Origin of the sequence: Klebsiella sp. 7-CIP_Kleb. (assembly GCF_050378655.1) — a bacterium.
In the GTDB taxonomy this organism is placed as follows: Bacteria; Pseudomonadota; Gammaproteobacteria; order Enterobacterales; family Enterobacteriaceae; genus Klebsiella; species Klebsiella quasipneumoniae.
Genome location: NZ_JBNRLJ010000002.1, coordinates 1,042,644 through 1,055,560, shown reverse-complemented (window position 1 = coordinate 1,055,560; position 12,917 = coordinate 1,042,644). Strand labels below are relative to the sequence as shown.

13 protein-coding genes are annotated in these 12,917 nt (G+C 59.9%); 2 read left to right on the top strand and 11 right to left on the bottom strand.

Going from position 1 to position 12,917, the window contains the following annotated elements:
* Positions 1–17: 17 nt before the first annotated feature.
* Positions 18–917, bottom strand: a complete 900-nt coding sequence (ispA, locus tag ACQUTI_RS12670; RefSeq protein ID WP_004204826.1) for a (2E,6E)-farnesyl diphosphate synthase — start codon at positions 915–917, stop codon at positions 18–20.
* Positions 918–1,160, bottom strand: a complete 243-nt coding sequence (gene xseB / locus ACQUTI_RS12665) for an exodeoxyribonuclease VII small subunit (RefSeq protein WP_122543488.1) — start codon at positions 1,158–1,160, stop codon at positions 918–920.
* Between the two features lie 181 nt (positions 1,161–1,341).
* Between xseB and thiI the strand changes: the two genes are divergently transcribed.
* Positions 1,342–2,790 (top strand): tRNA uracil 4-sulfurtransferase ThiI, encoded by a 1,449-nt coding sequence (gene thiI / locus ACQUTI_RS12660; RefSeq protein WP_004204823.1) that lies wholly within the window; start codon positions 1,342–1,344, stop codon positions 2,788–2,790.
* Between the two features lie 66 nt (positions 2,791–2,856).
* On the opposite strand, the gene ACQUTI_RS12655 is transcribed toward thiI, so the two are convergent.
* Genes ACQUTI_RS12655 through panE form a run of 3 tightly spaced genes read right to left on the bottom strand, consistent with a single transcriptional unit; the run spans position 2,857 to position 4,852 of the window.
* Positions 2,857–3,333 carry an SRPBCC family protein gene (locus ACQUTI_RS12655; protein WP_048323159.1) on the bottom strand — a complete coding sequence of 159 codons (477 nt, stop codon included), beginning with the start codon at positions 3,331–3,333 and terminating at the stop codon, positions 2,857–2,859.
* A 51-nt stretch (positions 3,334–3,384) separates the two neighbouring features.
* On the bottom strand, positions 3,385–3,978 hold the full coding sequence (gene yajL / locus ACQUTI_RS12650; protein ID WP_004204820.1) for a protein deglycase YajL: 594 nt from the start codon (positions 3,976–3,978) through the stop codon (positions 3,385–3,387).
* The gene (gene panE, locus ACQUTI_RS12645; RefSeq protein WP_017898925.1) at positions 3,941–4,852 is read right to left on the bottom strand and encodes a 2-dehydropantoate 2-reductase; all 912 of its coding nucleotides are present in this window, start codon (positions 4,850–4,852) and stop codon (positions 3,941–3,943) included. Before panE ends, yajL begins: the two co-directional genes overlap by 38 nt.
* Positions 4,853–5,070: 218 nt before the next feature.
* On the opposite strand from panE, the gene ACQUTI_RS12640 reads away from it, so the two are divergent.
* Positions 5,071–5,562 (top strand): YajQ family cyclic di-GMP-binding protein, encoded by a 492-nt coding sequence (locus tag ACQUTI_RS12640; protein ID WP_002891465.1) that lies wholly within the window; start codon positions 5,071–5,073, stop codon positions 5,560–5,562.
* Between the two features lie 43 nt (positions 5,563–5,605).
* Here the strand turns inward: ACQUTI_RS12640 and ACQUTI_RS12635 are convergent, their stop codons facing one another.
* The 6 genes from ACQUTI_RS12635 to ACQUTI_RS12610 all read right to left on the bottom strand — a co-directional run bounded on the left by ACQUTI_RS12635 (position 5,606) and on the right by ACQUTI_RS12610 (position 12,911).
* A complete protein-coding gene (locus ACQUTI_RS12635; RefSeq protein ID WP_004204817.1) occupies positions 5,606–6,970 on the bottom strand; it encodes an MFS transporter in 1,365 nt (454 codons plus the stop codon).
* A 159-nt stretch (positions 6,971–7,129) separates the two neighbouring features.
* Positions 7,130–8,308: a Gfo/Idh/MocA family protein gene (locus tag ACQUTI_RS12630; protein WP_004204816.1), complete on the bottom strand. Its 1,179-nt coding sequence runs from the start codon at positions 8,306–8,308 to the stop codon at positions 7,130–7,132.
* 331 nt (positions 8,309–8,639) lie between these two features.
* Complete coding sequence (locus ACQUTI_RS12625; protein WP_017898923.1) at positions 8,640–10,001, bottom strand: MFS transporter; 1,362 nt, start codon at positions 9,999–10,001, stop codon at positions 8,640–8,642.
* A gap of 10 nt (positions 10,002–10,011) precedes the next feature.
* Positions 10,012–10,830, bottom strand: a complete 819-nt coding sequence (locus ACQUTI_RS12620; protein WP_004204814.1) for a sugar phosphate isomerase/epimerase family protein — start codon at positions 10,828–10,830, stop codon at positions 10,012–10,014.
* Positions 10,831–10,888: 58 nt separating this feature from the next.
* The gene (locus ACQUTI_RS12615) at positions 10,889–12,580 is read right to left on the bottom strand and encodes an FAD-dependent oxidoreductase (protein WP_069135535.1); all 1,692 of its coding nucleotides are present in this window, start codon (positions 12,578–12,580) and stop codon (positions 10,889–10,891) included.
* 10 nt (positions 12,581–12,590) lie between these two features.
* Complete coding sequence (locus tag ACQUTI_RS12610) at positions 12,591–12,911, bottom strand: NIPSNAP family protein (RefSeq protein ID WP_004204812.1); 321 nt, start codon at positions 12,909–12,911, stop codon at positions 12,591–12,593.
* Positions 12,912–12,917: the final 6 nt, after the last annotated feature.

The following is a 12,917-nucleotide window of genomic DNA, read 5'->3' as shown; positions in this document are numbered from 1 at the left end:
AGAGACTCATTTATTGTTTATTTATCGCGCTGAATAATGTAATTCGCGAGCGCTTCCAGTGCCGAAGTATCCAGAGATTGTGCGGCCAGTTCATCTAACGAACGGCGGGCATCAGCGATCAGGTCGTGCGCTTTCTTCCGGGCTTGCTCAAGACCCAGGAGGGCGGGATAGGTGCTTTTACCCAATTGCTGGTCGGCACCCTGACGTTTGCCAAGGGTCGCAGTATCCCCTACCACGTCGAGAATGTCATCCTGGACCTGGAAGGCCAGGCCGATATTTTCCGCATAGCGATCCAGCGCGGGCAGGGCGGCACGCCCGCGCTCGCCGGCGCTCAGCGCCCCCATGCGGACGGCGGCGCGGATTAGCGCGCCCGTTTTGTGGCGGTGGATACGTTCCAGCGCCTGCAGATTCACCTGCTGTCCTTCCGCCTGTAGATCCAGCGCCTGGCCGCCGCACATGCCCGCCACGCCGCTGGCCTGCGCCAGTTCGGAAACCATCGCCAGACGATCCCGGTCAGGGACGTCCGTCATCGGCGCATCACTGAGTATAGAGAACGCCAGCGTTTGCAGGGCATCTCCCGCAAGAATTGCGTTGGCTTCGCCAAATTTAATATGGCAGGTCGGCAGTCCGCGACGCAGATCGTCATCATCCATCGCCGGCAAATCATCATGCATCAGGGAATAAGCATGAATGCATTCGACCGCGGCGGCAGGGGCATCCAGCGTGGTGCGGCTCACGCCGAACATCTCGCCGGTAGCGTAGACAAGGAAGGGACGCAGGCGTTTACCGCCTAAGAGTGCGCCATAATGCATCGCTTCCACCAGCGGAGTGTTCTGAAAGGGCTGCGGCGCGATAAAACGGCGCAGCGCCTCGTTAGCCTGTTCCACACAGGCCTGCAATTGTTGCGGGAAATCCATTTATTCAGCGTCCGGCGTAAAAGGCGTGATCGGGGAATCTTCACTATCCGCCAGCAGGATCTGCACGCGCTGTTCGGCCTGCTGCAGCTGGTTTTGCCCCTGGCGGGCCAGCTGGACCCCGCGCTCAAATTCGCTGAGCGCTTCTTCTAACGGCAAATCGCCGCTTTCCAGACGGTTTACGATCTGCTCCAGTTCGCCCAGTGCAGTTTCAAAGCTGGCCGGGGCCTCATTTTTCTTTGGCATAGTGAATATAGACTCTTGTTATTTCGCGACGGCAATACCGGGTATGGTAACGAAGTCACGCGTGTAAGCAAATAACGCGCAATGGTGATATACTCCGCGCCCAGGATGCAGGCACCGGTGTGCGCTGCTTTACAACTTTTGCTTAAAGCCCCGTCGGGCTTGCCAACGAACTATTGTCGCCATGAAGTTTATCATTAAATTGTTCCCGGAAATCACCATCAAAAGCCAATCTGTGCGGTTGCGCTTCATTAAAATCTTAACCGGGAACATTCGTAACGTTCTCAAAAACTATGACGAGACGCTGGCCGTCGTTCGCCATTGGGATCATATCGAAGTTCGCGCGAAAGATGAAAATCAGCGCCCGGCTATTCGCGATGCGCTGACCCGTATTCCCGGCATCCACCATATTCTGGAAGTCGAAGACGTACCGTTCACCTCGCTGCACGATATTTTTGAGCAGACGCTGCCGCTGTGGCGCGAGGCGCTGGAAGGCAAAACCTTCTGCGTGCGGGTGAAGCGTCGCGGCAAACATGAATTCACCTCAATTGAGGTGGAGCGCTACGTCGGCGGCGGCCTGAATCAGCATATTGAAACGGCGCGCGTGAAGCTGACCGACCCGGACGTTACCGTCAATCTTGAGATTGAAAACGATCGCCTGCTGCTGGTGAAAGGCCGCTATGAAGGTATCGGCGGCTTCCCGATCGGCACGCAGGAAGATGTGCTGTCGCTGATTTCCGGCGGCTTTGACTCCGGCGTCTCCAGCTACATGTTGATGCGCCGCGGCTGCCGCGTGCACTACTGCTTCTTTAACCTTGGCGGCGCCGCCCATGAGATTGGCGTCCGCCAGGTCGCGCATTACCTGTGGAACCGCTTCGGCAGCTCTCACCGCGTTCGCTTTGTGGCGATTAACTTTGAGCCGGTGGTCGGCGAAATCCTTGAAAAAGTGGATGACGGCCAGATGGGCGTGGTGCTCAAGCGCATGATGGTCCGCGCCGCGTCAAAAGTCGCGGAACGCTACGGCGTGCAGGCGCTGGTCACCGGCGAAGCGCTGGGCCAGGTCTCCAGTCAGACTCTCACCAACCTGCGCCTGATCGACAACGTCTCCGATACCCTGATCCTGCGTCCGCTGATTTCGCATGATAAAGAGCACATCATCGACCTGGCCCGCGAGATCGGTACGGAAGATTTCGCCCGCACGATGCCGGAGTACTGCGGCGTGATCTCCAAGAGCCCGACCGTGAAGGCGGTGAAGGCGAAGATTGAAGCGGAAGAAGAACACTTCGATTTCAGCATCCTCGATAAAGTGGTGGAAGAGGCGAGCAATATCGATATCCGCGAAATCGCCCAGCAGACGGAAGAGACGGTGGTGGAAGTGGAAACCGTGAACGGCTTTGGCGCCAACGACGCGATCCTCGACATTCGCTCCATCGACGAGCAGGAAGACAAGCCGCTTAAGGTCGAGGGGGTTGAAGTTGTTTCTCTGCCGTTCTACAAGCTGAGCACCAAGTTTGGCGATCTCGATCAGAGTAAAACCTGGCTGCTGTGGTGCGAACGCGGAGTGATGAGCCGTCTGCAGGCGCTTTATTTGCGCGAGCAGGGCTTCAGCAACGTGAAAGTTTATCGCCCGTAACAGGTTGTTATGATGCAAAAGGCCTTCCTTGATGGAAGGCCTTTTTACTATTGGCTGGGGAGTGTATTAGCGCAGGGTCAGCGCCAGGTCATTGAGTTGATCGATGACAATATTCCAGCCCTCGAAAAATCCCATCTGCTCATGCTGCTCGCGGGTTTCATCATCGGCATGCAGCACCGTAGCCGTATAGCGACACCCGCCCTGTTCATCGGCAAAAGTGATGATGGCCGTCATCGCGAAGGGGGAAACGGCGGGGCGATAATCCGCCGTCAGCATCGAGGTCATGACGATTTTTTGTTGCGGGATAACCTCAAGAAAACAGCCGGGGTTATCGCTGCGTTCACCGTCAGGGCCGTGCATCACGGTGTGAAAGGCCCCGCCGGCGCGAAAATCAAAGGTCAGAACCTCGGTTTGCCAGGGCTTCGGGCACCACCAGGTTCGGAGTAATGCCGGGTCGGCCCACGCGCGCCACAGGGCTGCGGCGGGCGCGCTGAGCAGGCGGCTGATAACAAGATCGCGAGAATCGGTTGCGCTACGGGACATGCTACGACTCCTCAGGAAAAGGGGGAGCCAGTCCGCGGCGCGGACCGGCTATCAGGCTTCGTAGTAATTATAGATGCCGGCGGCCATCACCAACTGTGAGGCGACCTCATACGCTTTCTCGCGCCCCACCAGCAGATCGATCATTTTCAGGGCGAAATCAATCGATGTCCCTGGACCCTGGCTGGTTAACAGATTCACCCGCGGATCCCAGACCACCCGCTTATCCTGCCACTGATCGGCGGGGATCTGCGCCTTCAGCGCTGGAAAACCGGTCATGTTGCCGATCGGGAACAGATGATGAGGTACCAGCACGGTCGCCGGAGCGGCGCAGATAGCGGCCACAATGCGCCCAGAGAGATGAAACTGGCGGACGGTTTCCACCAACAGCGGGCTGTCGCGAAAGCACTCCGCTCCCTTGAGGCCGCCCGGGAGGACGATAATATCGAAATCGCCATCGGCCACCTCGACCAGAGGAGCATCCGCCAGCAGCTTGACGCCGCGCGAGCAGACGATGGTCAGGCCGCCGTCGCTGGCGACGCTGGCGGTGGTCACCTTCACCCCGCCGCGGACCAGCAGGTCGATAGTGGTGACCGCTTCGGTCTCTTCGCTACCAGGGGCGAGGCAAATCAGTGCCGACGCGCTCATATTCATTCTCCTTACGCTTGACCAGTTCAAATAAGCGGGCGTTTTCCGGTACGGCAACGCCGTGGGCGCGGGCACGGTTGAGCAGAAAACCGGTGATATAGTCGATCTCCGTGTGCCGCTGGGCGCGAACGTCCTGCAGCATGGATGAGATATTTTCTGCCGTACTTTCAATCACCTGTTCGACATAAAATAGCAGGTTTTCCGCCGAGGTATGAATACCTTCGCGCTCCATCACTGCCGCCACCTCGCGACAAATGGCCGCAACTTCCTGCGGATAGTCGCGCAGATCGCCATTTTTACACCCTTTTATCGCGGTCAGGGGGTTAATCACGCAGTTAACCGCGAGTTTGCGCCAGGTGGCCGAGAAAATATTGTTGTGCCAGGCGACATCCGGCAGCACGTTCTGCAGCACTTCAGCGAGGTAGCTGTAGTCCTGTTCGTAGCTTTTCGCCGGCCCGATATGCGTGGTGCCCTGGGCGACGTGGATGATGACATTCCCGTCGCGGCGCGCCGCCTGGGTGGTGGAGGCCAGCAGCAACGGCTGTTTCACGCTGCGCAGCTCCTCGACGGTTCCCATGCCGTTATGCACCAGCACAATCGGCGTGGTGTCCGGCAGGATCGCGGCCAGGTGCTTCACCGCGTTTGAAACCTGCCAGGCTTTTAAAGTGACAATCAGCAGCTCGCTGCTGGCAAGAAAATCGGGATCGTTGGCCGTCAGCGACTCGTTGAACACCGAGCCGTCGGTTTCAATGACGTTGACGCTACAGAATGGCTGCGGCACGCGCAGCCAGCCCTGGACTTCATGTCCCTGTTTGCACAACGCGGTCAGCCATAGTTGTCCCAGTGCACCGCATCCCAGTACGGTTACTTTCATTGTTCCTCCTCATCTGCCGCTACCCCAGGCGCTGATGACTAAAGTCTATCTCGTCGCTTTTCGCATCGTCGCACGGAAAGGGGGTTTCGGCGTCGTCGGGCAGCATGGGGAAAATAGCGCGAGCGTTGCGTAATCAGCTAAGCTTCCGGGATAACAAGTTGAGTTATGCCGCGTTGCAGGTATTATGCAACGCAAAAGAAACGGAAGGAGAGGAAAAGATGCCATCTTTCGATATTGTCTCTGAAGTTGATCTTCAGGAAGCCCGTAACGCGGTAGACAACGCGAGCCGCGAAGTCGAGTCGCGTTTTGATTTTCGTGGCGTTGAAGCCACGTTTGAATTAAACGACGCCAACAAGACCATTAAAGTGCTGAGCGAGTCTGACTTCCAGGTGAACCAGCTGCTGGATATCCTGCGCGCCAAGTTGCTCAAGCGCGGCATTGAAGGCACCTCCCTCGACGTGCCGGAAGATATCGTACACAGCGGTAAAACCTGGTTTGTTGAAGCGAAGCTGAAGCAGGGCATTGAAAGCGCGGTGCAGAAGAAGATCGTTAAACTGATCAAAGACAGCAAGCTGAAAGTGCAGGCCCAGATTCAGGGCGAAGAGATCCGCGTGACCGGTAAGTCCCGCGACGATCTGCAGTCGGTGATGGCGCTTGTGCGCGGTGGCGATCTGGGACAACCGTTCCAGTTCAAAAACTTCCGCGACTAAGGCGGCCGACAGACAGCAAAAAGCGGGGAATTCCCCGCTTTTTTTATACCCCTTTGATGAGCTGCTCTATCTCAAAGCGGTTGGTGACTTTGCTGTCGATTTTGATATACACCGAACGCTCCTCGGGCACCACCAGCGCCTGATGAACCCCGCTGGCATTCAGCAGACGCGCCTGCAGCGCGCTGTCGACCACCACGCCGTCCGGTACCTCTACCCGCAGGCTGCTGACGTAGGGCGGCTCGCTCATGGTGCTGGCCACCAGCAGCCACAGCATCGCCAGCAGGGCGCCCAGCAGAAACACGGTCTGCGAATCAAAGAAACCATCGACCCAACCGCCAAGGGCGCCGCCAATCGCCACCCCGAGGAACTGGCTGGTGGAGTAAACGCCCATCGCGGTGCCTTTGTAGCCCGCCGGCGACTCTTTGCTAATCAACGACGGCAGCAGCGCTTCCAGCAGGTTAAACGCCAGGAAGAAGAGCTGAACGCCCGCCACCAGCTCCCAGAAGTAGCCTCCTGCGCCCCAGAGGACAATCTCCGCAATCAGCAGGATGGCGACGCAGAGCAAAAAGACGCGCTTCATCTTACGCTTCACTTCGGCGTAGATGATAAACGGCACCACCGAGATGAAGGAGATAACCATGGTGACCAGGTAAATCTTCCAGTGCTCGGCGGCCGGGAAGCCGGCGGCCTCCAGCTGTCCGGGCAGCGCGACAAAAGTGGACATCAGCATGATGTGCAGGCACATGATGCCAAAGTTGAGCTTCAACAGGCGCGGCTCCGCCAGCACCTTGCTAAAGCAGCCCTTCACCATCCCGGATTCGCGGTTAAGCACGTGGTTCTGGCTGTTGGGAACCACCCACAGGGTGAGCAGAATGCCGACGGTCGCCAGGATGGCGATCATCCAGAACAGGGCGTGCAGACCCAGCTGATGGGTAATAATCGGCCCCAGCACCATGGCGATAGCGAAAGTGACGCCGAAGCTGACGCCAATAAACGCCATCGCTTTAGTGCGGTTCTGTTCGCGGGTGAGATCGGAGAGCAGGGCCATGACCGCGGCGGCGATGGCGCCGGAGCCCTGAAGGGCGCGGCCAAGAATGATGCCCCAGATGGAGTCGGTGAGCGCGGCGATGACGCTGCCGAGCACGAAAATAAGCAGGCCGCCGACGATCAACGGCTTACGGCCAATACGGTCAGATAACAGTCCAAAGGGGATCTGGAACACCGCCTGCGCCAGACCGTAGATGCCGATCGCCAGGCCAATCAGCGCTTCACTGGCGCCCTGCAATGCCATGCCATACGTGGTCAGAACCGGCAGGACCATAAACATGCCAAGCATGCGCAGGGAGAATACCGTCCCCAAACCCCAGGTCGCGCGCAGTTCCCCTGGCGTCATTTTGTTATCGTTCATTACCACCTCAATATAAAAACTGCGCCTAGTGTAGCGGCGGGGGGTAAGAAGCGTAAATAAATGTTTGTTTAACAGATATTACGGGGCTGTTGCGCGATGCGACAAGTTGGTAAAAATCAATAAACCAGTGGAGGAGGACTCCACTGGCGAGGGGGAAAATTAAGGTAAAGTAAAGTCAACCCACTGGCTGCCGGCATCAGCCGATTTGACGCATTGCTCGACCCAATAGACGCCGTGCAGACCGGCTTCGACGTCCGGATACCAGAAGTCTTGCAGGAAGGCGCGATCGTCACGGTCCGTAGCGTCAATCGCCTGCGCATAGCGGCGATAGAGGTTGGCCCAGGCTTCAAACAGCCCTTCCGGATGACCGCCGCCGATGCGATCGTCCGCCAGCGCGTTTGCGCTCAGGTAGGGCATCCCGCGTTCCAGAATGCGCGCCGGCTCGCCCTGCACCTCATAGCTGAGCTGGTTAGGATGCTCATCCCACCATTCGATACTCGCTTTTTCGCCGACGATGCGTACTTTTTGCGAGTGCATGGCGCCGCTGTTCACCGCGCTGGTCCACATCGAGCCAACCGCGCCGTTGTCATATTCCATCAGGACAAAGGCGTTATCTTCCAGCGGCGCGCGAGAGGGAACAAAGCTCTGGCGGGAGCACATCAGCCGTTTGATATTGAGCTGTGGCGCCATGGTTTCGGCGACAAACAGCGGATGGGTGGCCAAATCTCCCAGCACATAGCTGGGCCCGGCGAACTTCGGCGTCACGCGCCAGCGGGTGGATTCTGCCTGCAGCTCCACGGCCTGGTTATGAAAGCCGTGGGCGAACTGCATATTGACGATGCGGATCTCGCCGAGCAGCCCATCGGCAATCATCTGCCGCGCCTGCTGGATCATCTGATAGCCGGCATAGCCGTAGGTGACGCCGACGATTTTGTTCTGTTTTTTACTCAGGTCCACCAGTTCGCGCGCCTCTTCGGCGGTAAAACAGAGGGGCTTTTCACAGATGACGTGGAGGCCCGCTTCCAGCGCCGCTTTGGTGATGGCGAAATGGGTATTATTCGGGGTGGTGACCGAGACGACCTCGATCCCGTCAGGGCGCTGCGCCTCTTCACGAAACAGGGTCTGGTAGTCGGCGTAGCAGCGCTCCGGCGCGATGCCCAGTTGCTCACCGAACGCGCGCCCGCGCTCGGCATCGACGTCAAGCGCGCCGGCCAGTAGGGTGTAAACATTGTCACGCAGCGCCGCACAGCGGTGGCTGTAGCCGATCTGGCTGGTTCCCCCGCCGCCGACCATGCCCCAACGCAGGGAACGGGATAAGGGTTTCAGACCGTTTAACATGGTGCTCTCCTTTTTGAAATCATTCGCACTCTGAGGCGCTCAATGCCGACGCCTGCGGCAACGCGCATCCGGATAGACTGACCTAAACTTAAGGAAATGTTTGTTCTGTTTCAATTGTATTGTGGAATTTATTTTTCATATATGCGAAGGGGATCGAATAAGCAGAAGTTTATTTTCCGCTGGGTTGAAAAGGAGAGGGGAATCAACGGCGACGGGTACAGGCCGGAATGTGGCGGAATGCTTTTCGTTACAGAGCAAGATGAAATAAATTTTCTTTTTAACCTCAACGTGCGGTGCAATCCGCAGATTGCACCGGAGGAAGACGACGACATTACGCTCCGCGCACAGATGCGGGGGCTGGCGAAGCGGCGGGAGGATTACCGGCCGCAAAGATACCCTTCGCCGCCAGGCCTGCGACGGTGAGGGCTGCCGGGATGCCGAGGATCAAAAAGACGCTTTCGAAGGGCAGGTTGAGCGCCATCATCTCAGCGCCAGCAAAGGCGCTGAGGATCGCGCCGATCCGCCCGACGCCGTGCATCCAGCTGGATCCCGTCGCTCGCGCCTGCGTGGGGTAGTAACGGGCGGAGAGGGCGTTCATGCCGGTATTGGCGCCGTTCAGGCAGGCGCCGCTGATAAACGCCAGCATACAGAGCAGGGCAAAGCTGCCCGCCGCGTAGCCCATCGCCATGGTAAACAGGCCGCCGACGGCGTAGATCATCCCCAGCGCGCGATGGGGATTGATGCGGTCCATCAGCCAGCCGGCAAACAGCGAGCCGAGGGTACCTCCCGCCTGGTAGATGGCCGTCATGACGGCCGCCTGGCTGACGGTAAGCCCGACCTCCTTAACCAGCGTTGGCAGCCAGCTGCCGAGAATATAGACGAGGAACAGCCCCATAAAGTAGACCAGCCATAGCATCAGCGAGCCAAAGCCATACTGGCGGGAGAGCACAATGCGCATCGCATTCCCGGCCGCCGGCTGCGCCGGCAGGATAAACGTCACGTTGTCGCTGATTTGTCCGGGATAAAGACGATTGAGGATGGCGCGAATGCGCGCCGCAGGCGCTTGTTTTATCACCAGAAAACGAACCGATTCCGGCAGCCGCCAGATAAGCAGGGGGGCAAACAGCAGCGGCAGAATGCCGCCGAGCGCCATCAGCGAGTGCCAGCCAAACTGCGGGATCAGCCATGACGCGGTAAATCCTCCGGCCGCCGCGCCGAAGGTGAAGCCGCAGAAGATGACGGTAATAATAAATGAGCGCTGGCGTTCCGGAGCGTATTCCGACACCAGCGTCCCGATGTTCGGCATCGCGGCGCCCAGTCCGAGGCCGGTCATAAAGCGGAAGAACATCATCTGCTCAATGTTGTGCGAGAAGGCGGTGGCGATGGTCCAGAAGCCGAAGAAGAAGACGCTGTTGATGATGATCTTCTTGCGTCCCAGCCAGTCGGCGAGCGGGCCAGAGAAAATCGCGCCCAGCGCGAGGCCGATCAGCGCGGCGCTAATCACCAGGCCCAACTGGTGGTTGCTTACCCCCCACTCCAGCTTCAGCGTCGGGGCGATAAAGCCCATGATCGCGATATCAAACCCATCAAGAGCGATAACGCAAAAGCCGAGAAAAATAATCTGCTTTTGAAAGCGGCTCAGAGGATTACGGTTAATTAACTCTCTGACATCCAGGCGTTGAGTCTGTGTCATAGCGTATTCCTTATGCGCAGGAGCGCAGGTAGGGCTGCGCGGCATTGAACAGTAATTGCGCCCGCTGGAGGGGCGGCAGGGCGCCCTGCTCACCGTCCAGCGGCACTTCGAGGGAGACCGGTAGCGTTGCCGGCAGTGCCGCCATCAGACCGTGCAGATCCAGACCGCCTTCCCCCGGCACGTTGCGCGCTGAGCGGGCCTGGCGGATGAGCTCCTGCTCGCTTTCCGGCCGCTGCGCCGCGCCATCGCAGAGTTGCATATAGTTCAGATGATGCGCGGGCAGGCTGGAGAGGGCGGCGAGCGATTCCCCCGCGCGCCAGAAATGAAGGGCGTCCACCAGGATGCCGATATCTTCCCGCCCGCTGGCGGCGATCAGCGCCTGCGCATCGGCGATCGTGCGCAGCTGGGTCCAGGGCATCGGCTCAAGGTTCATGGTCAGGCCAAATGAGCGACCGGCTGCGGCGAGAGTGGCCAGGTTGTCGGCGCTGCGCTGCAGGTTGTCGTCATTCCCGGCGACTAACACCTGTCCGGCGCCAAGCCGCGCGGCGGTCTCCATAAAGCGCTGCAGCCGATCGTCGAGGGTAAACCCCGGGCTGAGGCGGACGATCTCCACGTCCGAGACGCGGATGCCGGTTTCCATCAGCGCGGCCAGGGTCGCGCGGACGGCGGGGGTATCGCCCAGCATGTCGTAGTCCGGGTCGGCGGGTGTGGCGGGCAGCAGCCGCAGTCCCACGTGGGTAAAACCGGTTCTGGCCGCTATCCGCACCTGTTCGGGGGGAGGGACATCGAGCAGGCTCAGCGCGGCGAGCGATAGGGTACGCATGTTCATAAATGGCTCCGGTACAGTTGCAGGTGAAGTTAGCCAGGGGTATTGCCGTCCCTGGTTTTTATTGCTTTGTTTTTATTGTGTTTGCCGCCAGATTTTTGCCCACCAGGTAGCCGAAGGTCATAGCCGGCCCGAGGGTGATCCCTCCGCTGGGGTAATAGCCGCGCATCACGCTCGACATGTCGTTGCCGATGGCGAACAGGCCCGGTATCGGCTGCTGCTGCCCATCCAACACCCGAGCGTGTTCGTCGGTTTGTAACCCGCTAAAGGTGCCCAGCGAGCCGGGCAGAATGCGCACCGCGTAGAACGGCCCTTCGCGCAGCGCTCCGAGCGTCACCTGATGGTCACCCTGCGCGCGGTTATAGGCCGATGCGCCGCGGTGAAAATCGATGTCTTCACCGGTGCTGGCAAAATGGTTAAAGCGTGCAACGGTTTCCGCCAGCGCATCGGTATCGATGGCGCACCGCTTCGCCAGCTCGGCAAGGGTGTTTCCTCGCCGCAGATAGCCGGTACGCAGCCAGGCGGTAGGGGAGAATGGAAAGGGCCTGGCGTGGCCCAGGCCATAGCGGCGCAGCGCGCGCCGATCGGCCAGCAGCCAGGCCTGCGGCGTGTCGCCCGCGGGCGTCGCCGCCAGCAGGGCGGCGATAAAGTCGTGATAGGAGTCGGCCTCGTTAACAAAGCGTTTGCCGTTAGGCAGGACGGCGATCACCCCGGGCTTGGCGCGTTCCACCAGATGGGGAAACATCAGCTGCTGGCCGCTGGCGAGGGTGACGCGGGACACCGGCGCCCAGGCCAGTGGGTGGCGCAGGCGGGTATCGAACTGGCCGCCGGCGGATTCGCCAAGGCGGATCCCCTCGCCCTGATTGTCAGGCGGCGCGGCGGAGAAATGGCCGTAACCCTCCGCGGCATGAGGCACCACCTGCGCCAGGCGCTGCCGATCGTGGGGAAAACCGCCGCAGGCCAGCACCACGGCGCCCGCTTCGACGAGTATCTCCCCGCCGTCGCTGCGCAGCACTGCACCGGACACTCCCTGCGGACCCTGCAGCAGTCTGACCGCCGGGGCGTTGAGCTGAAAGCGCACCCCGGCGTCGAGGGCGGATCGCAGCAGACGGGCGACCAGCGCATTGCCATTGACCAGATGCAGCCCTCGTCCGGCGCGCAGCCGCTGCCAGCCGTGGCGCAGCAGGCGGCGGGCGGCATACAGCGCAGAGCGCGGCGAGCGGGTAGCGTTGAAAAAATGCGCCATGTCCGCGCCGCCGGCGATGCCCATCCCGGCAAGACTGATGGTCTCCAGCGGCGGGCGCAGTCGGTGGAGCCAGTCGCCGAGCAGGCGGCCATCGTAGGGCTGAGCGGTGACCGACCGCCCACCGTTCGCCGCGCCCGGCGACGCGTGAAAGTCCGGCATGGTGCTGCCCGACAGAAACTTCACCGCCGTCCGTTGATGAAAAAAATCCACCATTTCCGGCCCGTAATGCAGGAAGGTCTGCAAGCGAACGTCGGCGGCTTCTCCCCCCATCTCATGCTGCAGATAGGTCAGCGGGGCATCGGCCGCTTCGTCGATGCCCTCCGCTCGCGCCAGCGGGTTGCGGGGGATCCACAACCAGCCGCCGGACCAGGCGCTGGTCCCGCCGAGCACTGACGCTTTCTCCGCCACCATGACGCTGGCGCCGTGCACTGCCGCGGTGACCGCGGCAGAGAGTCCCGCCGCGCCGGATCCGACCACCAGCACATCCACCTTCACAGGCCCGCTCATGATGGACTCCTTATTGCAATGGTGAAAAAGCGGTGGGGCGCATCAGCACCGATTCGAGGCGCTCCACGGCGGCCAGTTCGCGGTTTTTCCGCGAGAAGGTCTGCCAGCGCTCGTCCTGGGCCATCCGTGCGCGGCGTACCAGGCGATCGTCCAGGCTTTCGTAAGCCCAGATGTGCACTACCTGATTGACCACGCCGATCTCGGTAAAAAAGAAGCCGATCAGTTTGCCAAGATGGTCAGTTTGCACCGCCAGGGCATCGCTTTGGTATAGCGCCAGCCAGTCGGCCATTTTCAGCGGATTGATGGTGTAGGTGCGTTTTTCGTAGATCATGATGTT

What these genes read in the sequence shown, in the direction of transcription:
- ACQUTI_RS12625 (WP_017898923.1), bottom strand. Translation starts at nt 10,001, where the DNA reads ATGACACAGACTCAACGCCTGGATGTCAGAGAGTTAATTAACCGTAAT.
- thiI (WP_004204823.1), top strand. Translation starts at nt 1,342, where the DNA reads ATGAAGTTTATCATTAAATTGTTCCCGGAAATCACCATCAAAAGCCAA.
- ACQUTI_RS12635 (WP_004204817.1), bottom strand. Translation starts at nt 6,970, where the DNA reads ATGAACGATAACAAAATGACGCCAGGGGAACTGCGCGCGACCTGGGGT.
- xseB (WP_122543488.1), bottom strand. Translation starts at nt 1,160, where the DNA reads ATGCCAAAGAAAAATGAGGCCCCGGCCAGCTTTGAAACTGCACTGGGC.
- ACQUTI_RS12655 (WP_048323159.1), bottom strand. Translation starts at nt 3,333, where the DNA reads ATGTCCCGTAGCGCAACCGATTCTCGCGATCTTGTTATCAGCCGCCTG.
- yajL (WP_004204820.1), bottom strand. Translation starts at nt 3,978, where the DNA reads ATGAGCGCGTCGGCACTGATTTGCCTCGCCCCTGGTAGCGAAGAGACC.
- ACQUTI_RS12640 (WP_002891465.1), top strand. Translation starts at nt 5,071, where the DNA reads ATGCCATCTTTCGATATTGTCTCTGAAGTTGATCTTCAGGAAGCCCGT.
- ACQUTI_RS12630 (WP_004204816.1), bottom strand. Translation starts at nt 8,308, where the DNA reads ATGTTAAACGGTCTGAAACCCTTATCCCGTTCCCTGCGTTGGGGCATG.
- ispA (WP_004204826.1), bottom strand. Translation starts at nt 917, where the DNA reads ATGGATTTCCCGCAACAATTGCAGGCCTGTGTGGAACAGGCTAACGAG.
- ACQUTI_RS12615 (WP_069135535.1), bottom strand. Translation starts at nt 12,580, where the DNA reads ATGAGCGGGCCTGTGAAGGTGGATGTGCTGGTGGTCGGATCCGGCGCG.
- ACQUTI_RS12620 (WP_004204814.1), bottom strand. Translation starts at nt 10,830, where the DNA reads ATGAACATGCGTACCCTATCGCTCGCCGCGCTGAGCCTGCTCGATGTC.
- panE (WP_017898925.1), bottom strand. Translation starts at nt 4,852, where the DNA reads ATGAAAGTAACCGTACTGGGATGCGGTGCACTGGGACAACTATGGCTG.
- ACQUTI_RS12610 (WP_004204812.1), bottom strand. Translation starts at nt 12,911, where the DNA reads ATGATCTACGAAAAACGCACCTACACCATCAATCCGCTGAAAATGGCC.